This window comes from Rothia sp. HMSC058E10, from assembly GCF_001809415.1.
Lineage (GTDB): Bacteria > Actinomycetota > Actinomycetes > Actinomycetales > Micrococcaceae > Rothia > Rothia dentocariosa.
Genome location: NZ_KV797612.1, coordinates 1 through 23799 on the forward strand (window position 1 = coordinate 1; position 23799 = coordinate 23799).

A 23799-nucleotide genomic window follows, 5' to 3' on the forward strand; every position below is an offset into this window, starting at 1 on the left:
AAGTACTTCACCATCGAAAGAGACTCGTAGCTTTTCCGTGAGTATCATCTGGCCTAAGAAGAATGCCAAGATACCACTCAAGGTTCCTACGACAAAAGCTACCACCGTCACCACAAGGGCTTTAGCAGAATATAAAAGAGAACGACGCGGTACTGCTAACTGACTTGTTTGCATAGCACCCGTGGCATATTCAGATGCAATAAATACCGTCGCCATGGAAGAAAGAATAATGCCTCCCAATGAAGCGCCTACAACTCCGATAGAATACGACGCGCTCTTCATCTGGTCAATGATCTCGGAACCGTTGACTGATTGCCCATTCACAATCTGCGATGTACTCACATCTTTCTCATACTGTGCCAATTGTTCGTTAAAAACAGGAGCCAGCAGCATTGCGAGTCCTAAAATCAGCACTACCGTAATGATGAAGAGAACCTGCTGAGAACGTAGGGAGCGCATCTTTAACCATTCTGAGCGGAGCACACCCAGGAATGATAGATTATGAGCAACCGGTGCAGGCGCATTTTTAGTAGCGTAAGTTTGAGTACTCATTTATATGTTCCTCCCATTCCCCTGCTGGGTTTCATCGATAAAGCTGTGCTCTGGAGAACTAGTCACCGGTTGCAGTTGAGGATCGGCTGCCGGTGCATTCGGCACCGAAGAAACCGCGGCTACGGCACCAGCACCTGGAAGACTATCAGAGACATATTCAACCTCTGAACGTGTAATTTCAAGGTAAACATCCTCAAGAGTCGCTTCATGAGGTGCCAGCTCATAGAGCAAAATTTGCTCACGCAAAGCGAGTTCACCCAGGTCGCGAGCATCAGCCGAAACCAACAAACCATCGGTATCGACTGCTTCGAAAGGAAGCGACCGTTCTGCAAGGAGCGAAGCGAAAAGGTCACGTTCATCGGTACGAACCAGAACTTTATGACCGCCTACTCGCGAGATAAGTTCATCAATAGACGTGTGTTCCAGCAGGCGACCGCGTCCAATAATAATGAGGTCGTCAGCGGTCTGCGCCATCTCGCTCATGAGGTGTGAAGAAATCAGCACCGCCCGGCCTTCGGATGCCAAATACTTTGCCAACTGACGAACCCACACCACGCCTTCGGGATCAAGACCATTAACCGGCTCATCCAGAATAACGTTATGGGGATCGCCCAAGATAGCTGAGGCAATACCTAAACGCTGGTTCATACCGAGGGAAAAACCGCCAACCTTCCGTTTAGCGACTTGGCTTAGACCGGTCATACCGATGACTTCGTCCACACGTTTCGCCGAAATACCGTGGGTAAGCGCAATAGACATGAGATGCGCGCGTGCGCTGCGCCCCGGATGCACCGATTTACCGTCGAGGAGGGCTCCTACCGTATGGAGCGGGGATTTAAGAGACTGATAATTTTTTCCGTCGACAAGGGCTTCGCCCGAGGTGGGCTTATGGAGTCCGACCAGCATGCGCATCGTGGTCGATTTACCTGCCCCATTGGGACCCAAAAAACCGGTGACTTTACCGTCGGGAACGATAAAAGACATATCGTTAACGGCGGTTTTATCACCATACCTCTTGGTAAGATTCTGAACCTGTAACATCTATACCTATCCTTCTGCAGAAATTTAAGGATATTCTGTCACGTCCAGTCTACGTTTCTCACTCCGGAGAATATAGGATTTTTGAGGTCCTCCCGATATTTTTATTATTTCTCAATCTTTTACGCACACCGTTTCACGTGAAACATTAATGCTGTATATAAGAATATTCGGTACTAAGACAACAAAAAATAGCGTTATCCAACGTATAGAGATAGAAATACTACTATATCGAAGTATCTCCAAGATATAGTCCTGATACCCGTCCCCTAGGGTTGTGCGCCCACGTCTGTGAAATTAGTGTAGTTAAAAATAGACCGTATACGAAGGAGTAGGGAGCTATGCGTGGGACTAGCAGTACACCGGAACCACAGAAAAACCGTGCAGGATACGGCCGGTGGGGTTGGTTCCTCCTTGGTGGTACAGCGCTTGCTGCCACAACCTACATGAGTGTTCAGGGCATACGATGTCGTCGGGCACTCCACGATGCTGTGGACAAACTCGCGTCGTATCCGGCCAAAACGGTGCATCTCAGCTATGGAGAGATAGCATATCTCGACATTATGCCCACAGGATCGTCCTCAGCATATAGCGACCCTCCCGTCATCCTATATCTTCACGGACTCTACGGAGGCTACGACCAAGCCTTTGAGAACGTTAGGGATCTCTCGGAACACTACAGGATTATTGCTCCATCGCGTTTTGGGTATCCCGGAAGCTCGGTTGCAGGTGAAGGAACTCCTAAAGAACAGGCAGCGGCTCTGATGGCACTCCTTGATATCCTCAATATCGAGACGGTCTATGTGCTAGGCGCCTCTGCCGGAGGAACCCTCGCTCTTCGTTTTGCTCTGGATTATCCGGAACGGACAGCAGGTCTTATTCTCCTCAGCTCTGCCCCGCCCTGGGAGGAAAAACCACGAAAGCTGCCCACGCGTATGGGGCCTCCTGCTGCTCTGAACCATGACTACGCCATGTGGCTGCTGTCTCCGTTTTTCAAACCTCTATTTGGGCTTCCCTCACACACCATATATGGGATGCTCCCCCTACAGGAGCGACGTATGGGAGCCAAGATCGACGCAACTATCACGAACCTGGATATGGCGGTCCATCTTGAGGAATACCCCATTGAGAGCTTGGAACCGCCCGTTTTTCTAATCCACGCACAAGATGACCGAGTTGTGCCTTTTGCCCAGCCGCGAGGGCATGTGCAGAGTTCTATGTACCGATACCCGAATCTCACCACGTGTATCTTCGAAACGGGTGGTCATATGATCGAGGGGCATTCGGAAGAGGTAACCCAAGCGGTCATAGATTTTATTGACGGCACTCTATAACAGTCAATGTTTCACGTGAAACATACCCCTCCCCTACCCCGCACTTCTCGGGTAAGAACAAACAATTGTTCCACATATGAAAAGGGCGTCGCATCCCAGTCGGGATGCGACGCCCTCACAGCGTCTAAATACGCCCTGCTTATGCGGCTGCTACAACGTCCAGAGTAACGTTGGCAACAACATCCTCATGCAGACGAGCGGTCACCTGGTACTCACCAGTGCGCTTGATAGCGGAACCGAGGTGAATGGTGCGCTTGTCGATAGTGCCGAGACCTGCCTCTTCAATAGCGTCAGCAATAGCATCTGCCTTAACGGAGCCGAAGAGACGACCATCAGCACCAGCCTTGTGTGCCACTACAATCGGGCGAGCAGAGAGCTTAGCTGCGGTCTCCTGGGCTTCTTCCAGGGATGCCTTCGCACGCGCCGCACGGGCCGCACGGATAGATTCAACCTGCTTCTCGCCGCCAACGGTCCACGAAACGGCAAAGCCGCGAGGAAGAAGGTAGTTACGTGCATAGCCGTTCTTGACGGTGACGATGTCACCAGCGGCACCCAGACCGGTTACTTCCTGAGTCAGAATAATCTTAGCCATAGTACTTGTTACTCTCCTTCTCGTTAGCGGCCAGCGCCGGAGTAGGGAAGCAGTGCAACCTCACGGGCATTCTTAATTGCCTGAGCGATCTTGCGCTGTTCCTGAACGGTCACGCCAGTTACGCGGCGAGCGCGGATCTTGCCGCGATCGGAGATGAACTTGCGTAGCAAGGCGACGTCTTTGTAATCGATAACGGTGACGTCAGCAGCTTTCAGGGGGTTCTGCTTAGGTTTGGGCTTACGGATTTCAGCCTTAGCCATCGTGGTGCTCCTTTAGGTTGGGAGCCCGCGGCGTTAACCGCGGGATGGATTGATATATGGTTTGGTTTGAGGAAGACGGAACGTTTCTTTAGAACGGAGGTTCGTCATCGGCGCCGGTACCCCAATCGTAGTTTCCGCCGGACTGTGAGGTCCACGGATCAGCCGCAGGTGCCTGCTGCTGTGCCGGTTGTGCGGGGGCCTGCTGGGCTCCCCCACCGAATCCGGCATTACTGGAGTAACCGTTTCCACCCTGCTGCTGAGCGAAGCCCTGCTGCGGTGCGGAATTGTTAAAACCACCCTGCTGGGGGTTATTACCGAAGTTATTACCGCCAAAGTTGCCGCCCTGCTGACCACCGAAGTTACCTCCAGAGGTGCGCTGTGAACGGGTTACCTGGGCGGTAGCGTACCGTAGAGCGGGACCGATCTCATCGAGCTCGATCTCCATTGAGGTACGACGTTCGCCTTCCTTCGTTTCATACGAGCGAGACTTCAAACGACCCTGGGCGATCACACGGGTTCCCTTTTTCAGGGTCTCTGCGACGTTCTCTGCGTAGTCGCGCCAAATAGACGCACGCAGGAACAGTGCCTCACCGTCTTCCCACTGACCGGTTTGACGGTTGTAGGTACGCGGGGTAGATGCAATCGTAAAGTTTGCAACCGCTGCACCTGCGGGAGTGTAGCGCAACTCAGGGTCGCTGGTGAGATTCCCGACCACAGTGATAATGGTTTCGCCTGCCATTGATGCCTCCTCGAATGGATTCAAGTATATAACTCTAGGTAACCATAGGAACCTGACATTTTAATCAGGTCGCGGTTTTAGAGTCTTACTTGTTGACCTTCTGATCCTCCGGACGGATGATCTTGGTACGCATAACGGACTCGTTCAAGTTTAGAACACGGTCGAGCTCAGCGGCGGTCTCAGGGCTCGCGGTGAAGTTAACAACCGCATAGATACCTTCGGACTTCTTCTGGATCTCGTATGCCAGACGGCGGCGACCCCAGATGTCAAGGTTGTCGATGGTACCGCCAGCGTTGGTGACGATTTCCAGGAACTTCGACAGAGACGGCTCTACCGCTCGGTCCTCAACCTCGGGGTTGAGGATAATCATCAGTTCGTATGCACGCATGATTAAACCCCTCCTTTGGGCTAAACGGCTATGGGATTTCCATAGCAGGAGATTCATGTGGCACCCGGTGCAGCATCCTCTTGTTCAGGATGCACACACAGATTCTTCTATACTACACGAGAATACGCGGCAGAATCCAGCAAAGAGAAGGATGCGCCCGCCACACCGCGTGGGTGTAACGGGCGCATCCTGAAGCTAGAGTCTTGAACGCTAAAAATTCTGGTTTAGTAGTAACGAACCGAAGAGTCCCGAAGGTTGAGGATGGCGACTCGAAGAATATTCGTGAAGAGGTCTTTGAAGAGCAGAAGGCCTAGCGGAATACCGGTTATCCAACCTAAACCTAGGGGCGTCAGCAGGCTGGTTATACCGGTGAGCGCCAGATAAAGCAGCCCCTGAATTGGCTGACGCAGATAAAACTTGTGGATGCCTAACCATCCGAGGAAAAGCCACAGCACATAGGTGAGAATCACGGATTTGGGGTGGACCACAACGACGGTCGACTGTTCATGTTCGGAGTTCACATAAGTACGGCTGCCCGGAACGGTTCCATGGGCGAAAAGTTTAGGTTCATAAACCTGCTGCGACATATTTCCTTCCTTCGTGAGTGTTTCAGCGCGCTGTATATAACGCGCTCACTGCAAGTTTAGACAGTTCACATGCGCAAACCCTGGGAACGGGGTGTGTATTCGGTGGGAGTCTGTCCTCCCCCACCGCACCAACCTTCGTTCAGACAGAAATCCCGCATCCTCGACTGTGAGGATGCGGGAATCTCCAATGCGCGATGGAGTCGTGATAATGGGCTGTTACTGCTTCACGACAACGGGGGTTACACCGTTGAGTTGGTTCACTCGGCCAGGTATCAGGAAAATATCAATGATGAGCAAGATACCCAAAATTACAAGAGGAATTATCCCGATAAGAAACCAAACAGTTGCCCAGCCAGTAAGGAATAAACACAGGTATAGAATCCCTTGACCCGTTTGGTTCAGATAAAACTTGTGAATACCAGGGGAACCTAGGAAAAACCACAGCAGATATGCCACCGCCATGGATTTGGGTTGCTGCACCATCATGACCGGTGCTACGGCGATAGGTTGTACGGACTGTCCGTGAGGTTGAGAACCGTTGAATGCGGGGTTAGAAGCCGGATTAAAGGCAGAGTTATCAGACATAGTAATGCCCTTTCGGTGAATGTGTATTCGTGCGCGGCGAACGCTGCTGCTGAGTACCATCCTACACGTCAATTTAGCTTCACAGAGGCATTTAGTGAACCTTATGTACCGTAGTCTCCGTCATATTCTATTTCCGCAGTATTCCGCCGTATTATGGGGATTTAGGACTCTCCGTGCTCCTGCCACCATACGAGCAGACGGCGGGTCGCTTTTTCTTCACCAAGTTCACCCTCATCTAAACGCAGGTTCAGCAGGAATTTATACGCCTGCCCCACAAGAGGCCCAGGGCCGATGCCCAGCACCGCCATAATCTGTTCGCCATCCAGTTCAGGGCGCATCGCATCCAGCTCTTCTTGAGCGGCAAGCTCATCAATACGCCGCTCCAAATCATCGTATGCCTGCGCCAGCGAGCGCGCCATGCGCTTATTGCGCGTGGTGACATCCGACCGAGAAAGCCTGTGGAGACGCTGCAGCTGCCCCCCTGCGTCCCGCACATATCGACGTACCGCAGAGTCGGTCCACCCGGCCTCACGGTAGCCGTAGAAGCGCATATGAAGCTCTACGAGGCGCGCCACCGCCTTGATGGTGTCGTTATCAAAGCGTAGGGCGCGCATCCGTTTTTTGACCATGCGCGCGCCAACCACATCGTGCTGCAAAAAAGATACCGAGCCGTCTTTCTCGAATCTGCGGGTTTTGGGTTTGCCGATGTCGTGCAGAAGCGATGCGAAACGCAGCACAAAATCGGGCGCGGGGCAGGGACCGTCAGCGTCAGTTTCCTTCTCGATCGCCTGTTCCATGACTTTGAGCGAGTGCTCATAAACGTCTTTATGGTGGTGTGAAGGGTCCATTTCCATGCGCAGGGCGGGCAGCTCCGGGAGCACATAGTCCGCAAGCCCGGTTTCTACGAGCAAGTTCAGGCCCACGCGCGGGTAATCTGCACAGATGAGTTTGATGAGTTCGTCGCGCACCCGTTCCGCCGAAATAATCTCGATGCGCGGTGCCATCTGCCGCATCGCTTCGAATACTTCCGGCGCTACAGTGAGGTTAAACCGAGCAGCGAACCGTGCCGCGCGCATCATACGAAGCGGGTCTTCGGAAAAGGATTCTTGAGGCGAGCGCGGGGTGCGCAAAACGCCCTCTGCTAAATCTTTAGTGCCGTGGAAAAGATCCACGATCTCCCCCGAAGGCAGCGCAGCAGCCATAGCGTTGATAGTGAAGTCACGCCGTATTAGGTCAGCCTTCAGATCGGTGCCGAATTCCACTGTGGGTTTGCGGGAATCGGCGACGTACACTTCGGCGCGATAGGTCGTTACCTCGTAAACAGCGCCGTTTTTGCGGGCGCTGATGGTGCCGTATTCTTTGCCGATATCCCAGATATGCTCTCCCCAGGCGCTCAAAATCTGCTCGCTCTGGGCGGGAGTGGCGTTCGTAGTCATATCGAAATCAGTGAATTCGCCGGGGGCATTGCGTAGTTCATCACGCACCAAACCACCGACTAGATAGAGATCAAAACCCGCCTGGCGGTAGAGTTCGCCGAGTTCAACAGCATCCGGATATTTTGAGAGCACATCAAGTTTTTGCGACATAGTCTCTTAATCCTGCCAGATATTAGCGGCAAGAGCATATTAGCGGGCTCCTATCAGCCGCACCATAGCCCAAAATAGCGCCGCATCGGATAAGGTAGAACTATGAGTTTTCCCGTACCACGCGCACCCAAAATGCGCCCCTTCGCGCCCCAGCTTCCGGTGCCTGCGCTTGAAGAGGTCTCTTCGGGAGGGCTCATGATTAATTTTGATAGTCCCGACCTGCCGGTGGCAATCATTGCGCGCTATAACCGCAACAGACAGCTCGAATGGTGTCTACCTAAGGGACATGTTGAAGGTCATGAAAGTCTGATAGAAACAGCTCAGCGAGAAATAGCCGAAGAAACCGGAATTACCGGTTACATTGTTGCTACCCTCGGGTATATCGACTACTGGTTTACGTCTAGTGGGCAGCGCATCCATAAAACGGTACATCACTACCTTTTTTGTGCTACCGGCGGCCGCCTAACCATTGAGCATGACCCCGATCATGAAGCAGTCGATGTTGCGTGGGTACCCCTGGCGGAGCTTAGCCAGAAACTCTCTTTCGCTAATGAACGGCGCATCGCAGATATTGCACGAGAGTATATTAATACCCAGCTCTAACGTCACAACCAGGAGAAGAAGTTGGCACGTACCGATGCACGCTCAAGCGCCATTATGGCGGCGGGAACGCTCGTATCCCGTGTTCTAGGGTTCCTTAAGGCAATCCTTCTCACGGTGGCACTGGGTGCCCTCTCGACCGTAGGTGACGTCTTCGAGACCGCAAATACGCTCCCCAACCTCATCTACGTGTTGGTCGCCGGTGGTGTGTTCAACGCCGTGCTCGTGCCGCAGATTATCAAAGCCGCTAAAGCCCAAGACGGCGGCGAACGGTATATTTCCAAGCTCGTAACAATTACGGTGACGGCTATCGGTCTGATTACAGCGATTACGCTGGCGTGCGCCATCCCTATTATCAACGTTATGGGCTCTACATGGACGCCAGAGCAGAAAGAACTCGGGTATATATTCTCGTTCTGGTGTTTGCCGCAAATCTTCTTCTACGGGCTTTATACGGTCATTGGGCAGGTACTCAACGCGAAAGAGGCCTTCGGGGCTTTCATGTGGGCGCCCGTGCTCAATAACGTCGTTGCTATCGCTGCGCTCTTCATCTTTATTTTCACCTTCGGGGCGCAGGATACAACCATCAATCCGCCACGCCACTCGGTCGAAAGCTGGACGTCGATGCAGACGATTTTCCTCGCCGGATCGGCAACTCTGGGCGTGGCGCTGCAGGCTATCGTTCTCTTTATCCCGCTCAGGAAGCTGGGGCTGCGGCTCAAGCCGGACTTCGGCTGGCGCGGTATCGGACTGCGGGAAGCATCTCGTCTGGCGATTTGGACCCTTGCCGCCGGTGCCGTCTCCAACCTGTCGTATATGTATATGACGCGGGTTGCCGCATCCGTGGTGAGCGCCCGCGCCCAGTATGCCGATATGGGTATTCAGATTCCCGGTCTGCAGGCAATGAACTACGCCTCGATGCTCTACTCGCTCCCCCACGGCGTGATCGGCATTTCCATCGCTACAGTGCTCTTTAACCGCATGAGTTCCTCCGCCATCGCGGACGATAGTGACAGCGTCATCCACGCCCTTTCACACGGTATGCGTACCGCCGGTATTGCCACCGTTTTCTGTGCGCTCGCACTTATCGTCCTCGCCGGTCCCGTGGCGGTGCTCTTCAGCGGCGGAGATCCGGTTGCGGCAACCGTCATTGGGCGCCTCATTGCTATTACTGCATTGGGAACCCCTGCACTGACTATATCCTTCCTCTACGGGCGCGTTCTCTATGCCCGAGAGAATGCGCGCACCCCCTTCCTCATTCAGTTCTACGCCGCGATTGTTATGGTCATTATGAGTGGGGTTGCCTCCCTGCTTGACCCGCGCTACACCGTGTATGCGCTCTCCCTGATTTTCCCGGTACAGAACCTCTTCGTGGTCGCCATCAGCCACTACGAAATTCGCCGCAGACTTGGGTATTATGGGCAGAAGCGTATTATCAACATGTACGCTCGTACTACCCTCGCGGCATGTTTTGCGGGAGTTATTGCCGCCGCCGTATTGTGGGTATTGGGCGGATACAATCTTGATGGCTTCGCCTGGGCATCAAAAATTTCAGCGGTTATAACCCTTATAATCTGTGGTCTCACCATGCTCTTCAGCTATGTGGTGATGCTCAAGATTTTCCGCGTGCGTGAGGCAGATGCTCTCTTCGCACCCATTGCAGGCAAGGTGAAAGCACTCGCACGGCGAGGGGCCTCAAACGAATCTTAAACCAGCCCGCAAACCGCTAAAAACACCGTATCCGGCGTAATCCGGGTAAAATCTTTGGAAGGGCCTACTAAACTATAGGCGAGAAAATACATGACGGGAGAGAACTTGTCGCAGCAGATTCCGGTCGGAACCGTTTTGGGTGGCCGTTACGAAATCACCGCACAGATTATCATCACCGCCGAATCAGATATGATCCTCGAAGGTAAGGATCAGATTCTGAACCGTAAGGTTTCGGTGGTGGTGGCTTCTCCCGTGCGCAGCCACCTCTTGGAGAAGAATTCGCGGGCGCTGGCGGTCAATAGCCGCTACAACATTCAGATTCTCGATATGGGAATCGCCCCCGAAGGCAATAAATACCTGGTGACCTCATACAGCCGCCCGGATGTTTTGCTTGACACCCTACTGACCGATAACCCCTCGGTCTCTCCCGACGGCAACCCTGATGAGGCGCTCGGTGCCGAAATCTTCGGTGACAGCCTTACCGGTGCCGCGCCGCAAACCTACGAGAACATTCCAATGGTGGGTTCCGAAACCTCCGCTATCAGCGCTGTAAAGGCCTGGGAGGTCTCACAGATCCCCTCGATGAACGTTGCACCTATGGTCTCCGGACCGAACGATGACGGCGTCTATGAAGACGACGAAGACGAGGGTACAAACCGCGGAACCTGGGCTATTGCCTTCGCCGCCGTGCTTCTATTGGTCATTGTTGCCGGTGGCGTGCTCACCACACTGACCGGCCTGGGGTCGAATCACGCATCGAATCCGGTTAAAGGCAAGAACGCCTCGACAAGCGCAAGCGCTACGGCAGGGTCTACAGAATCTGAGGAAGCCTCCCCGTCGGCATCTCCCAGCGCCTCCAATGCGCCAGTAAAGGTTACCTCCGTATCGCGTCTGGTGCCGAGCAACCCTAACTTTATGGCGGATATGGACTCCGGTCTTCCCGCACTGACCGATGGTAGCCCCTCAACCACCTGGTCCAGCTATGGTTTTGGCAGTCCCGCCTTCGGTGGTGTCGTCAAGGAATTCGGGCTTGCCGCTAAACTGGAATCTCCCACGGTTGTCTCTAAACTAACTATTCAGCAGGCGGGCGGTTCCGGCGGTTCTTTCACCGTATACACCAATAACCAAGCCTCGATGAGCGGTGCTACCGAAGTTGGCAAGGGAAGCTTCTCTGGGCAGGACGTCACGGTTGAGCTGGATAAGGACAAGCAGTCTGCCGATAAGGGCGGCTACATCATCATCTCCTTCGATGAAGCACCCAAGCTCTCACAGCCTATCGCAGGATACAGCTACGGTCTGCGCATTGGCGAGATTAAGGCCGAGTAGCGTATAGCCTCAACGAGTGGCGCATCCTCATACATGGGGATGCGCCATTTATTTTGCCTCGATCTCACTCTCTCAAAGCTTCCGCCCAGTATTCTCCGTCGGGTGCAACCCTGAACATAAAATGTCACATTTTTCTTCGGTACCCGGCATTTTTACTTCGACCCCAGTCAATATGGATTAGCCGCCCCCAGAATGGAATAATTGGGGATACTGTTGCGTTGAGCGACTATCAGCAGAAAATTGAGGAAGAGAAGAATGAGCACTGAAAATACATTGGGCAATCTGTTCGGAGGCGCCGCTCTCGGCGGTCTGAACCTTGCCGCATCCTCTACCCCCCAAGAAAAAGCCCAAGAAACGGCCTCTGAGGGCGATCAGAAGGTCCACAACGTTATTATCGTGGGTTCCGGCCCTGCCGGGTACACTGCCGCCGTCTACGCGGCGCGTGCCAACCTTGAGCCGGTACTTTTCGCGAGCTCCCTCTCCCCCGGCGGCGCTCTCATGACCACAACCGAGGTCGAAAATTTCCCCGGTTTTGTGCAGGGCATTCAGGGACCCGAGCTCATGACCAATTTCGGTGCCCAGGCGGAGCGCTTCGGCACGGATATTCGCTACCAGGATGTCGAAAAGTTGGAACTCGACGGCGATATTAAGAAGGTTATTCTCTCCGACGGTTCCGTGCACCTCGCAAAAACCGTTATTCTCTCGACCGGTTCGCAGTACCGCAAGCTGGGTGTTGAAGGTGAGGATACGCTCTCTGGCTATGGCGTCTCGTGGTGCGCAACCTGCGATGGATTCTTCTTCAAAGATAAAGAAATCGCGGTGGTAGGCGGCGGCGATTCTGCCCTGGAAGAAGCACTCTTCCTCACCACCTACGCATCCAAGGTCTATCTGATCCACCGCCGTGATTCTTTGCGCGCATCAGATATTATGCAGCAGCGCGTCTTCGACAACCCCAAGATTGAAGTTCTCTGGAATTCCGTGGTGAGCGAGATTCACGGCGATTCCAAGCTGGAAGAGGTTGTTCTGACCGATACCGTTACTGGCGCTACCCGCGATATGAAGCTCGACGGACTGTTCATTGCTATCGGTTCTGATCCGCGTATCGAGATGGTTAAGGATCAACTGGAGATTACCGATCAGAACACGATTGCGGTTCAGGGACGCTCATCAAAAACCTCTCTGCCCGGCGTTTTCGCCGCGGGCGACGTCATTGACCCAACCTACCGTCAGGCGATTATCGCCGCCGGTTCGGGTGCGGTAGCAGCACTCGACGCACAGCACTACCTCGAAAACCTTTAGTCAGGAGAAACAGATATGAGCAACGCAAAAGCAGTAACCGATGCCACCTTTAAGGCTGAGGTTCTGGATAATTCCAAGCCGGTGATCGTCGACTTCTGGGCCGAGTGGTGCGGTCCCTGCCGCATGGTCGCCCCGGTTCTCGATGAAATCGCCGCCGAATATGGCGAGAAGGTCGATGTCGTGAAGGTCAATGTCGAAGAGAGCGGCGACACTGCTATGGAATACGGCATTACTTCTATCCCCGCGATCTACCTTTTCAAAGATGGGCAGGTTGTAAAGAAGAGCGTAGGCGCTCGTCCCAAACAGGCACTCATTGCTGATTTTGAGGAATACATCAAGTAGGTTTTCTTCAAGCCTTCATCCTCAAAAACCCATAGAAGGTGTGGATGTTTCACGTGAAACATCCACACCTTCTATCTTTATACCTGCTTCGTTTACAGGGCTAAAAACACTTTATATACTTTTTGAGGTTGTATTTTAGATAAGAATATCTTATGAAGATACTATCCATGAATCTCTGTATGACTTCGGCATAGTTCTTCCTGTAACCATTTCATAGTGTCGAAAACGTGGATTTTAGCCTGTCTCGATAAATACCCTTGTAATCCTCAATATCCAAAAAGGAGGCGCAGGCTTACAATTACCTTCAGCTCGGAGTTCGTGTTAGTCTCATCCCACTCCCCTGCTCTGCTATATACACCGTTGTAGGGTCCGCAAAGACTCGTATACCTACCGTTTTCACACATGCTCCAGACCTCTGTGAGCTCTTCTTCTCCGGAGACAATGGCAGATGGACAAGGCAAACAACCCGCCACGATGCTCACTAAACCAGATATACACGCCTTATACAGGGCTGGGGGTGGTGATGTTTCACGTGAAACATCACCACCCCCAGTAGATTACGGGGAAGGGTTCTAAGCTATCGTATGAACTAAGAACCTTTGAAATCAGAATCCAGAACCCGAATAATGCGGTTGAGATCCTCGACATTAGCAAACTCAATAGTCATCTTGCCCTTACGAGCACCGAGCGAAATCTTAACCGATGTATCCAGTTTATCGGCAAATGCATCCGCGATATAGTCCAATCGCTCGTGATGCTTCTGTGGCTGCGGGGTTTTCCGCTCTTTCTCTGCCGGAGCTTCGCTCGCATGGGCAACAAGCTCCTCAACGGCACGCACAGAAAGCCCTTCATTCACGATCTTCTGAGCAATGGTCTCTATCTTTGCCTGATCGGTTAAAGTCAGCAGGGCACGCGCATGCCCGGCAGCGATAACGCCTGCCGCTACCCTGCGCTGTACGAGAGGAGGCAACCTAAGCAAACGAATCGTGTTTGAGATCTGTGGGCGAGAGCGCCCAATACGCTTTGCAAGCTGCTCCTGGGTGGTACTGAACTCTTCCATAAGCTGCTGATATGCGGCCGCCTCTTCAATAGGATTCAGCTGGCTACGATGCAGGTTTTCCAGCAGGGCATCTCGAAGCAGATCAATATCTTGCGTGTCACGGATAATGGCAGGAATAGTTTCTAGACCCGCAGCCTGGGTTGCGCGCCAACGCCGCTCGCCCATTACCAGCTCATATTTTTCAGCATTTTTCTCGCGTGAAGGGCGCACCACAATAGGCTGCAGAACACCAATCTCGCGAACCGAATGGATGAGCTCAGCCATGTCTTGTTCATCAAAATCAACGCGAGGCTGTTTGCGGTTTGGGTGAATATCAGAAACTTTGATTTCTGCGAACTGAGCTCCAGGAACGGGTACGAGGTTGCTGTTGCCTTCTTCCTCAGCTTCCTTCGTTTCTTCACCAAAGAAGAAATCTACCGGGCGGCGTGTTAACGTCGTATTGCGAAGTGCCGCACCCATATCCATACGAGGTTTCTTCTTCTGAACTTCACGAGGCTGAGACAATGTTTCACGTGAAACATCTGATTTCTGCACAGGCTGCGATGCGGACAAAGAAGCAGATGAGACGTGTACGTTCTCTTCTTTTTTCTCCCCCGCTTTCACGGCAGGGGCTTTAAGACTAGGCATCTTAATCGCAGAAACCTTTTGCGGTTTCGATGAACCAGAAGGTTTCCGAGTCTCAGCAGAAGATTCCTGAGGTTTCGGATCCGTAGCCTTTTGCGACGAAGAGATGCGGTTCTCTTGCTGTTCTGTCCGTTTCGTTGTCGCAGACGGTTCCTTTTTCGGGGCAGATTTTTTCTGCGGCTCCGGCTTTACGTTGCGAGTCTTCGGGCGTTTTGCTGAGGATGCGGCGGCTTGTTCCTCCTGCTGAGGTTTGCGAGTCGCCGCTACCTTCTTTTCCGCCTCTTTCTCGGCAACATCGGAAGCAGTCACAACAGGCGTCGTATTGTTGGGAATGAGAGCACCCAGTCCCCTTCCGAGACCCCGTCGCTTCTCTGCCATGTTTTTCCTTCCTCACACCAAATTTCCTACCGCTCTCATGCATGCCGATTACACTTCATATGAACCTTGCAGCACCATAAAATCTGCGCTCAGAAAATTCGGTATTTCCCTAGATATAAATCTCAAAAAGTTTATTTATGGAGAATATCGGAGTAATTACCAGTCCTGATATGCCGATATTTCAGAGCATTTATATGCTCCGTATTCCTTCTTAGCGGCGCGCAATTTCCTGCGCCGCTTCACGATAGGCCTGAGCACCGGTAGACGTTGGATCATAGCTAATAACGGTCTGTTGGTAGCTCGGCGCCTCCGAAATTCGTACAGAACGCGGAATCTTGGTCTGTAGAGTTTCCTTCGGGAAATGTTCCCGAACCTCTTCCGCTACCTGATATGCAAGATTGGTACGTCCGTCGTACATAGTCAGCAGAATCGTACTAATCTCTAGATTGGAATTCAGATGTTTCTGAATCATCTGAATGTTCTTGAGCAGCTGGCTCAAACCTTCCAGGGCATAGTATTCACACTGAATAGGAATCAGGATTTCCTCTGCCGCCACGAAAGCATTAACGGTCAACAGTCCCAAGCTCGGCGGGCAGTCGATAAATACGTAGTCGAGCCGCCCCATCCCCTGCTGGGCACGCCACTCAGTATAGTCTTCCAGAGCGTTTTTAAGGCGTTTCTCACGTGCCACGACCGAAACAAGTTCAATCTCTGCCCCGGCAAGGTCTATATTCGCAGGCGCGCACCACAGATTGTCGAGATCGGGGCACTCCTGCACAATATCGGAAAGCGGAGTATCGTCAATCAAAGTGTTGTAAGTACTGGGAAGCTCCACGCCATGCTCAATACCGAGAGCCGTCGAAGCATTTCCCTGGGGGTCATTATCAATGACCAAAACGTTCATTCCCGCTTCTGCAAGGGCGGCCGCAATATTCACGGCGGTACTCGTTTTACCGACTCCACCCTTCTGATTCGAGATGGTAAAGACGCGTGTATGTGGGGGCTTGGGCAGTAAAGGCGGCGTCGAGCCACCGGGGGTGATCGTCATATATCCTCCGCGCCTGATGCTGATGGTTGATGTGTCTTTCGCCAGATAAAGATACGCACACCGTGTTTCACGTGAAACATTGAATAAAGAGCATCAAGGATGTTTCACGTGAAACACCGATGCTGTCTCCGGTCTGCGCGTTCCTCTTTAAGATTACCTGTCAAAACAGCGATATACCACGTACACCCTCGAGAAGTTGTCTAGGATTCGTATTTTTTCACGAAAATTTATGATTTCATCCCCAAGTATTCACTCTCAGCACAGCATCATGAACCGATTATCAACCTCTCAGCCAGGAAAATTTATACAACTTCTATTACTCATTTTTAATATTCCACATTCACGAAAAACTACGGTGCCCCGCCGAAAGTTCCCCTTCATCTCTCACGTACCACAAACTCTTTCTCCGGTATCAAATAAAGACCATAAGAAAAGGGGTTGAAGATACATTCTCGGATGTATCTTCAACCCCTATGAAGCTCGCAGCTTCAGAGTTTATCGAGACTAGAGTGTAACTCGCACAACGGTTGTGGGCTCATCCAGCAGCCCCTCCCCCGCCGTCAGGATTTCAGTCTCGCGAGCCCCGAAACGGTTGAGTTTCTTCTTAGCCTTCTTGATTTCCTCCCGTGCAGAACGCCCTTTGAGAGCCAGAAGCTCACCGGTACCGCGCAAAATCGGCAGGGTAATATCCACAAGACCCACCAGCGCAGATACGGCGCGAGCAGTCACCACATCGGCTTCAACCTGCCCGACAGCCTGCTCGGCACGCGAGCGCAGAATTTTTACATTCTCAAGGCCTAGATCCTCAACCACTTCATGAAGCCATATCACACGGCGTTCCAGAGGCTCTATGAGCGTGATTGATAGATCGAGGCGGGCAATAGCCAGACAAAGCCCCGGCAGACCCGCTCCAGAGCCTACATCCGCCACGGATGCGCCTTCGGCGATATATTCCTGCACGGCGGCACAGTTGAGCACGTGACGAGCCCACAGCCGCGGTACTTCGCGCGGACCAATGAGCCCGCGCTCAATCCCCGTCGTCGCCAAATGTTCCACATAGCGCTGTGCCAGAGGAAGACGATCACCAAAAATTGCGGTGGCGGCTACAAGGTCTTGACCTTCACAAGGAACCGTCATTTACGCCTCCGGAAGGGAAATCACCACATGGCGACGTGTGCCTTCGCCTTCGGATTCGCTGTAGAGTCCCTGCTCAGCAACCACATCGTGTACAACCTTGCGTTCATAGGCGCCCAGTGGTTTCAGGTGGAAATCTTCGCCGGAGGCACGCACCTTCTCGACGGCGTCGAGGGCTATTTCGGTGAGCTGTTCTCGACGTTGTGCACGGTAACCCGCAATATCGAGAATAAGACGCGAACGGTTGCCGCTGGCGGCCAGAACCGACAGGCGCACGAGTTCCTGCAGAGCGTCTAAGACCTCACCGCGGCGACCGACAAGGTGGCGCAGATCTTCATTCCCATCGTCATCATTGACCACCGAGAGATAGATGCGCTGGTTGCGCACCTCAATATCAATATCTCCGTCAAGATCAACGATATCGAGAAGTTCTTCGAGGTAGTCAGCGGCTATATCCCCTTCTTCCTCAATCATGCTGATTTCGTCGATTTCTTCGACAGCCTCAGTTTCCGATGCGGTGCTTGGCGATTCTGCGGTTTCTTCAAATATTTCAGTCATGGTTTTCCTTGAATTTATCGATGCTGTGTTTAGTTGAGTTTCGGCTTATTCGAGTTTTTATTGCCCGAATTGTTCTGCCCGCCACCTTTACGCTGCTGCTGTTTCTGGCGTTTCTTACTCATGGGCTGCTGACGCTGACCCGCGGCAGCACGCTCACGCGCCTCCTCAAGCTCTTTTTCGTGCTGTTCTTTGGTTTTCCCAACGGGGGGCAGACCTTTAGCGGCGCGGCGTTCGTTGAGTTCCTTCTCAGCCTGGGAACCGGGGGTGGGGTTATTGCGGATCACCCACCACTGCTGGCCCAGTGCCCAGAAGTTTGAGACGGTCCAGTAGTACATCACACCAAGAGGGAAGTTAATGCCCGTCACCGCGAAAATAATGGGGAAAATGTACATCATCATCTGCTGCTGACGGAACATCGGGGAGCTTTTAGCTGCCTCGGAAATGTTCTTGGCACTGAGCTGTTTCTGAATGAAGAATTGGGTACCGCTCATGAGCAGAATCATGATGATGGCCTGGGCAACGGTGGCGGCATGATTGCCGTTGCCGGGGTTCATCATGGTCGAGAAAATGGGGGCACCGAAAATGTGGGCTTCACTGAACTGTTTCACCAGATCGGCAGGAAGCATAAGGATGCCTTCATTCGCTGCTGCCGCCCCGGAAACTCCCATGAGCACCTGGTACAAACCGAAGAAGATAGGCATCTGGGCAATAATCGGCAGGCAGGAGGCAAACGGGTTGGTGCCGTGTTTTTTGTACAGCGCCATCTGCTCCTGTGCCATCGCCTGGCGGGAAAGCTGATCTTTCTTACCTTTGTATTTGGCCTGCAGCTTTGCAATATCACCCTGCATGGCGTTCATACCGCGCATCGATTTAATTTGGCGCATAAATAGGGGAATGGTTACGGCACGCATCACGAGAGTCAGACAGATAATGCACAGCACCCAGGTCAGACCTGAGGACGGATCCATACCAATACTGGTAAAGATCGTGTGGAAGAACCACAGCACCGCAGACACGGCCAATTTAAAGGGCCAAAGGATCATGTCAAAAATGTTCACGGGAGTTTTTCTCCTTATGACTCGGCTAAGTCTTCGTAGGAATCTCGACAACCGTTAGTGGTTGTTCGAGTGAGTTTCTAGGGGATGGTTCAGGAGCATAATTTTAGGTTCCTGACCGGAAGCAAAGGTCCGTTTTCCGGGCGGGACGGGATCGACTCCGCCGGTTGCCCAGGGATTACACCGCAGAATGCGCCGCACGGTTAAGCTGAGACCGCCGAGGGCTCCGTGAGTGGTGACCGCTTCCAACCCGTAGGCGGAGCAGGTCGGATAATACCGGCACACATCCCCATAGAGTGGGGATACGACTTTACGATAAGCCTTAATAAGCCCAATCAGAATATTCTGCGGCAGGGTATAGACCGCATGCAGAAAAGATACCGGATGCACAAACTCATGGGGCGCTTGTGCGAGGCATTCATCGGGATCAAGCTGATGTGTGTGGGGATGATGTGTGCTGCTGTGATGAGGGTGAAAACGCTCATCACATCGACGATGGTTCATAGTCCCCTCCCCCACGGTTTTCAACATTGCAGTGTTGATCTTGACGGTCAAGTTTTTTTAGAGAGGATTCTAGGGCACCTCGATAGTCTGCGCGTAATTCTTCCCAGTTCGCTCCAGCGGATGCGGGAAGCGCCCGCACGGCAATATACAGTCCCTGCGGGTAGGTGCTAACGGTTGCGGCAGCGAGTTCACGCAAACGCCGTTTAACACGGTTACGAGTCACAGCATTTCCAACGGCTTTTGACACAATGAAACCTATCCTGGTTGTATTTCCGGGTTTTTGAGCCGTATATACAACTAAGTTCCGGCGCCCTGAGCGGGTACCGGAACGAAAAGTCGCGGAAAATTGGGAGCTGGTGCGCATCCGGTGCTGGATTGGCAGCACGTTTTCCTTCCCTGTAGTGGAAAACCCGCTAACACGAATGCGTTAGCGGGTTTTGCTGAGTTCTTTATGCCGAAAGCTTGGAACGACCCTTGGAACGACGGTTCGACAGGATAGAACGACCGGCACGAGTACGCATACGAAGACGGAAACCGTGTTTCTTCGCACGACGGCGGTTATTCGGCTGGAAAGTACGTTTACTCATACTTATCTCCTTGGACACAAAATCCTACCCGCTGGTTAGGATTTCTAAGCTTTTTCGTGCCCGATGGTACCTCGACACTTCGAGGTAGGCGGTACACATACAACAGAACAACTTTAGAAGAGTCTATGCTGCAAAGCAAGTTAATCCGCCCCGCACATAACCCCAGGTTATCCCCAGGTTGTGGGGATTAGACTATCCACAGGTGTTCTCAACGGGTCTTCAAAACATCATATCCACAGTTTTCCACATCCTTGTTATACACTTAATTTCCTTGATATATCAAGGAAAAATAACGAAATTCAAGAATTTTTCAACCGGTTATCCTCAGGAAAGACACATTTTTTCCACATTGTGTATAACTCCTGTGGATAAGCTGTTTATGATGTGTATAACCTACGGTAGAATCGGTACATATCTTTGTCATCTTTACGAGGGGAATCACTGATGAACGCTGAGCACACGCAGCTTCAGGAACGCTGGGAACAGGTCATAAGCATTCTGCAAGCGAATCCTGAGGTCTCTCAGCGTCTGCGTGGTTTTGTGAGTCTTGCGCAGCCTCAGGCTTTCGTGGGAACCGTTCTTCTGATTGCCGTTCCCAGCGAACTAACCCGCAATATTTTTCAGTCTCAGCTCAAGGCCCCCTTCCAACAGGCTCTGACCACCGTTTTTGGCCCCGGTGTATCAGAGGCTTTCACGATTGATGAATCGCTTGCGCAAACATCTCAGACGGTTTCGCCTTCGATACCGCAGATCGAAGACGATTCTCCTATGCCCCCGCTTCATGAGGTTGAGGCCGAGCTCCACACCCCTGTACCGCCTCATCAAACTGCGGATGTGCCCGTTGCCGATGCACCGACAGCGTCACCGGTTGATCCCGCCATCTTCGCCGAGCGCCCGCAGAGTTCTTCCCCCTCCCCCACCGATTTTTCCGAAGTACACACGCCGCAGCATGTGGACTCTGCCATTCCCGCTCAGCCGATTTCTTCTCCTGCAGAGACTGAGGACATTTCTTCCCAAACCGCAGATACTCATACCGCTGTTTCTTCGGATTCCGGTTGGGATTCTTCGGCACGTCTGAACCCAAATTACACCTTTGATACTTTTGTGATTGGTCAGTCTAACCGCTTTGCACACGCCGCAGCATTTGCTGTTTCAGAGTCCCCCGCCCAAGCCTATAATCCCCTCTTTATTTATGGCGATTCGGGGCTGGGTAAAACCCACCTCCTGCACGCGATTGGGCACTATGCCAAGCATCTTTTCCCGAGCTTGCGCGTGCGGTACGTAAATTCTGAGGAGTTCACGAACGATTTCATCAATTCGATTCGTGACGATGAGGGATCATCTTTCAAGCAGATTTATCGCAATGTCGATATGCTTCTGATTGACGATATCCAGTTTTTGGCGGGTAAAGAACATACGCAGGAAGAGTTCTTCCATACTTTCAATGCCCTGCATAATCACCAAAAGCAGGTTGTGATTACTTCTGATCTGCCACCAAAACAGCTCACTGGATTTGCCGAACGTATGCGTTCGCGCTTCGAGTGGGGTCTGATTACCGATGTTCAGCCTCCCGAGTTGGAGACTCGTATCGCTATTTTGCGCAAGAAGGCACAGAGTGAATCGCTCAACGTTCCCGATGATGTGATGGAGTATATTGCATCGCATATTACGGCGAATATCCGCGAGTTGGAGGGCGCGCTCATTCGTGTAACGGCATTCGCCTCGCTCAATAAGCAGCCCGTCGATGTTGCTTTAGCCGAAGTTGTGCTCAAGGATCTCATTACAGATGCGGGCGACACCGAAATTACCTCGGGGCAAGTGCTGGCGACTACGGCTTCCTATTTCGATGTGACTTTAGAAGATTTACGGTCAAAGTCCCGCACTCGAACCCTTACAAATGCACGTCAGATTGCCATGTACTTACTGCGTGAGCTCACAGATATGTCATTGCCGCGCATCGGGCAGGAATTAGGCGGCCGCGACCACACCACGGTTATGCACGCGGTACGGAAGGTGGGAGCACAAATGGCCGAACGACGCACTACCTTTAACCAGGTCACCGATTTGACGAACAAAATCAAGCAGGATCAGCGTGAAAGTCGGTAGTTCCCCGGAATTTCAAGGTTTAAACAGCCTGTGGATAACGTGTGTGTTAAACCGGGGCGTTAAGTGGATATTAAGTGCATGATTATTCATGATGTGTGGACGAAGGTAGATGTATAAATATCCATACACAATACATCCTCAGAAACGCTAATTTTTGTCCACTTAATATCCACAGGTGATTTCCTTGATTTTACAGGGGAACTCTGGTTTTTCCACGATATCCACAGGGGTTATTAACATTACTGTACTTTAAAGAAAACACCCTCACATAACATGAAGCGCACCCACGCAGGTCCAATCGAACGCAGTATCCAACTATTTTGACGATGGTAGCGAGACAACAGCATCAGATTTTTGTAATTACAATTTTCATAACCTTCTGAAGCTGTACTGCATGATCTACCTTTCTAAAGATGTAATTACAAAATTTTCTAAACCCTCTGAGCGGAACTAACCTGTACCCTCTCCTTGACGAACCTGTATCCGGTAGGATGGATTATGCAGTTTTGCATAAACTACACACGCACGATGTCGGGTTCTCAATTCCATACGCATCCGTGAGCTCATCATCGTTTTTTTCAAACCCGTTTGCTTCATCACCGAAAGGCTCTTTGATGAAATTTACCGTTGAACGTGACGTACTTGCCGAGGCGGTTGGTTGGACCGCACGCTCGCTACCTCTTCGTCCCACCTCTCCCGTGCTCAACGGCCTTCTCATCAAAGCTAAAAGTGGTGAGGTTTCTATTTCGAGCTTCGATCATGAAATCAGTGCCAAGCAGACGATCGAGGCGTCGGTAGAGCAGGAAGGAACCTGTTTAGTACCGGGTAAGATGCTTGCCGAAATTTGCCGCTCGCTGCCTAACGCAGATGTCGAGTTCGTGGCTAATGACTCCACAATTTTTATGACCTGTCGCTCCGCAAAGTTCCAGCTGGCGGGTATGCCGGTGGCGGACTATCCGGAGCTTCCCGAACTCCCGCAGATCTCCGGTACTGTTGATGGCGCGGAATTCGCTAAGGCTGTCTCCCAGGTTCAGATCGCGGTTTCCAAAGACGAAACTTTGCCGTTGCTTACCGGTATTCGCCTGGAAATCTCCGGTTCAACCATGACTCTTCTTGCTACCGACCGGTACCGCCTGGCAATGCGCGAAATTACCTGGAATCCTGAGAACCCTGAAATTGAGGCTGCGGTTCTGCTCAAGGCCAAAACCATGACCGAGGTGGGGCGTACCCTCTCAAGCTCAGGAGAGCTTTCTATCGCACTTCCTGAAAATGGCGATCTTATCGGTTTCTCTGCGGGATCCCGCCGAACCACGAGTGTTCTCATGGACGGTCAGTACCCGAATCTTCGTGCCCTCTTCCCAACCGAAACCGCGGTTCATGCTGTGGTTCGTACATCAGATTTGGCGGAGGCGGCGCGCCGTATTTCCCTCGTGGCGGAACGTAACACTCCCCTGCGTCTACAGTTCACCGAAGACGGACAGGTCTCGATCGATGCCGGGCGTGGCGATGAGGCTCGCGCATCCGAATCGATGCCCGCGCAGCTGGACGGTCACGAAATTACGGTGGCATACAACCCCACGTACCTTTCGGAGGGGTTGGGTGCCTTCGATACCGACTTTGTACGTTTCTCCTTTACTGAGGCTCCTAAACCTGCCGTGCTCTCCGGTCAGGATGAGCCGCTAAGTGAAGAAGATCTTAGCTACCGGTACCTGGTTCAACCGATTCGACTGCCCGCTAACTAATCGCGCATTCTGGCGCCGGGGCATAGAAAATTAGAATAAACATTCGTTTTTATAGAAGGGGGTAT

General features: G+C 52.3%; 25 protein-coding genes. 8 read left to right on the top strand and 17 right to left on the bottom strand.

Annotated elements, in window-relative coordinates; genetic code table 11:
- On the bottom strand, positions 1-552 hold a 552-nt coding region (locus tag HMPREF2609_RS01055; RefSeq protein WP_371326029.1), incomplete at its 3' end, for an ABC transporter permease subunit.
- On the bottom strand, positions 553-1593 hold the full coding sequence (locus HMPREF2609_RS01060; RefSeq protein WP_070534534.1) for an ABC transporter ATP-binding protein: 1041 nt from the start codon (positions 1591-1593) through the stop codon (positions 553-555).
- Positions 1594-1931: 338 nt separating this feature from the next.
- Between HMPREF2609_RS01060 and HMPREF2609_RS01065 the strand changes: the two genes are divergently transcribed.
- Positions 1932-2924, top strand: coding sequence for an alpha/beta fold hydrolase (locus HMPREF2609_RS01065; RefSeq protein ID WP_070534536.1), 993 nt, complete (start codon positions 1932-1934; stop codon positions 2922-2924).
- A gap of 139 nt (positions 2925-3063) precedes the next feature.
- On the opposite strand, the gene rplI is transcribed toward HMPREF2609_RS01065, so the two are convergent.
- From rplI to HMPREF2609_RS01100, 7 genes are all read right to left on the bottom strand, one after another.
- Complete coding sequence (gene rplI, locus HMPREF2609_RS01070) at positions 3064-3516, bottom strand: 50S ribosomal protein L9 (protein WP_004005949.1); 453 nt, start codon at positions 3514-3516, stop codon at positions 3064-3066.
- 23 nt (positions 3517-3539) lie between these two features.
- A complete protein-coding gene (rpsR, locus tag HMPREF2609_RS01075; RefSeq protein ID WP_004005948.1) occupies positions 3540-3776 on the bottom strand; it encodes a 30S ribosomal protein S18 in 237 nt (78 codons plus the stop codon).
- Positions 3777-3864: 88 nt separating this feature from the next.
- Positions 3865-4515: a single-stranded DNA-binding protein gene (locus tag HMPREF2609_RS01080; RefSeq protein ID WP_004005947.1), complete on the bottom strand. Its 651-nt coding sequence runs from the start codon at positions 4513-4515 to the stop codon at positions 3865-3867.
- An 85-nt stretch (positions 4516-4600) separates the two neighbouring features.
- Positions 4601-4903, bottom strand: coding sequence for a 30S ribosomal protein S6 (rpsF, locus tag HMPREF2609_RS01085; protein WP_070534538.1), 303 nt, complete (start codon positions 4901-4903; stop codon positions 4601-4603).
- A gap of 224 nt (positions 4904-5127) precedes the next feature.
- Positions 5128-5490, bottom strand: a complete 363-nt coding sequence (locus HMPREF2609_RS01090) for a TM2 domain-containing protein (protein WP_070534540.1) — start codon at positions 5488-5490, stop codon at positions 5128-5130.
- Positions 5491-5706: 216 nt separating this feature from the next.
- Entirely contained in the window at positions 5707-6075 is a 369-nt protein-coding gene (locus HMPREF2609_RS01095) for a TM2 domain-containing protein (RefSeq protein WP_102034942.1), read from the bottom strand.
- Between the two features lie 161 nt (positions 6076-6236).
- Complete coding sequence (locus tag HMPREF2609_RS01100) at positions 6237-7661, bottom strand: CCA tRNA nucleotidyltransferase (RefSeq protein ID WP_070534542.1); 1425 nt, start codon at positions 7659-7661, stop codon at positions 6237-6239.
- Positions 7662-7763: 102 nt separating this feature from the next.
- Here HMPREF2609_RS01100 and HMPREF2609_RS01105 point away from each other — a divergent pair, with 102 nt between their 5' ends.
- From HMPREF2609_RS01105 to trxA, 5 genes are all read left to right on the top strand, one after another.
- Complete coding sequence (locus tag HMPREF2609_RS01105; RefSeq protein WP_048755438.1) at positions 7764-8264, top strand: NUDIX hydrolase; 501 nt, start codon at positions 7764-7766, stop codon at positions 8262-8264.
- Between the two features lie 21 nt (positions 8265-8285).
- Complete coding sequence (gene murJ, locus HMPREF2609_RS01110) at positions 8286-9971, top strand: murein biosynthesis integral membrane protein MurJ (protein ID WP_048752390.1); 1686 nt, start codon at positions 8286-8288, stop codon at positions 9969-9971.
- Between the two features lie 90 nt (positions 9972-10061).
- Positions 10062-11297, top strand: coding sequence for a serine/threonine protein kinase (locus HMPREF2609_RS01115; RefSeq protein ID WP_070534544.1), 1236 nt, complete (start codon positions 10062-10064; stop codon positions 11295-11297).
- Positions 11298-11552: 255 nt separating this feature from the next.
- Positions 11553-12596: a thioredoxin-disulfide reductase gene (gene trxB / locus HMPREF2609_RS01120; RefSeq protein ID WP_013398160.1), complete on the top strand. Its 1044-nt coding sequence runs from the start codon at positions 11553-11555 to the stop codon at positions 12594-12596.
- A 15-nt stretch (positions 12597-12611) separates the two neighbouring features.
- Positions 12612-12938 carry a thioredoxin gene (trxA, locus tag HMPREF2609_RS01125; protein WP_070534546.1) on the top strand — a complete coding sequence of 109 codons (327 nt, stop codon included), beginning with the start codon at positions 12612-12614 and terminating at the stop codon, positions 12936-12938.
- Between the two features lie 589 nt (positions 12939-13527).
- Here trxA and HMPREF2609_RS01130 read toward each other — a convergent pair.
- The 8 genes from HMPREF2609_RS01130 to rpmH all read right to left on the bottom strand — a co-directional run bounded on the left by HMPREF2609_RS01130 (position 13528) and on the right by rpmH (position 19886).
- Entirely contained in the window at positions 13528-15000 is a 1473-nt protein-coding gene (locus HMPREF2609_RS01130) for a ParB/RepB/Spo0J family partition protein (RefSeq protein WP_037231457.1), read from the bottom strand.
- Positions 15001-15211: 211 nt separating this feature from the next.
- A complete protein-coding gene (locus HMPREF2609_RS01135) occupies positions 15212-16048 on the bottom strand; it encodes a ParA family protein (RefSeq protein ID WP_004005936.1) in 837 nt (278 codons plus the stop codon).
- A gap of 504 nt (positions 16049-16552) precedes the next feature.
- Positions 16553-17185, bottom strand: a complete 633-nt coding sequence (gene rsmG, locus HMPREF2609_RS01140; RefSeq protein ID WP_070449421.1) for a 16S rRNA (guanine(527)-N(7))-methyltransferase RsmG — start codon at positions 17183-17185, stop codon at positions 16553-16555.
- Positions 17186-17740, bottom strand: a complete 555-nt coding sequence (locus HMPREF2609_RS01145; protein WP_004005934.1) for a Jag family protein — start codon at positions 17738-17740, stop codon at positions 17186-17188.
- A 29-nt stretch (positions 17741-17769) separates the two neighbouring features.
- Positions 17770-18798: a membrane protein insertase YidC gene (gene yidC / locus HMPREF2609_RS01150; RefSeq protein WP_070449419.1), complete on the bottom strand. Its 1029-nt coding sequence runs from the start codon at positions 18796-18798 to the stop codon at positions 17770-17772.
- Between the two features lie 54 nt (positions 18799-18852).
- Complete coding sequence (gene yidD, locus HMPREF2609_RS01155; protein ID WP_048752400.1) at positions 18853-19299, bottom strand: membrane protein insertion efficiency factor YidD; 447 nt, start codon at positions 19297-19299, stop codon at positions 18853-18855.
- Complete coding sequence (rnpA, locus tag HMPREF2609_RS01160) at positions 19280-19684, bottom strand: ribonuclease P protein component (protein WP_048752402.1); 405 nt, start codon at positions 19682-19684, stop codon at positions 19280-19282. The genes yidD and rnpA overlap by 20 nt, the downstream gene beginning before the upstream one ends.
- 64 nt (positions 19685-19748) lie before the next feature.
- On the bottom strand, positions 19749-19886 hold the full coding sequence (rpmH, locus tag HMPREF2609_RS01165) for a 50S ribosomal protein L34 (RefSeq protein ID WP_004005930.1): 138 nt from the start codon (positions 19884-19886) through the stop codon (positions 19749-19751).
- A 444-nt stretch (positions 19887-20330) separates the two neighbouring features.
- Between rpmH and dnaA the strand changes: the two genes are divergently transcribed.
- Positions 20331-21992: a chromosomal replication initiator protein DnaA gene (gene dnaA, locus HMPREF2609_RS01170; protein ID WP_070449416.1), complete on the top strand. Its 1662-nt coding sequence runs from the start codon at positions 20331-20333 to the stop codon at positions 21990-21992.
- Between the two features lie 614 nt (positions 21993-22606).
- On the top strand, positions 22607-23734 hold the full coding sequence (dnaN, locus tag HMPREF2609_RS01175) for a DNA polymerase III subunit beta (RefSeq protein WP_004005928.1): 1128 nt from the start codon (positions 22607-22609) through the stop codon (positions 23732-23734).
- Positions 23735-23799: the final 65 nt, after the last annotated feature.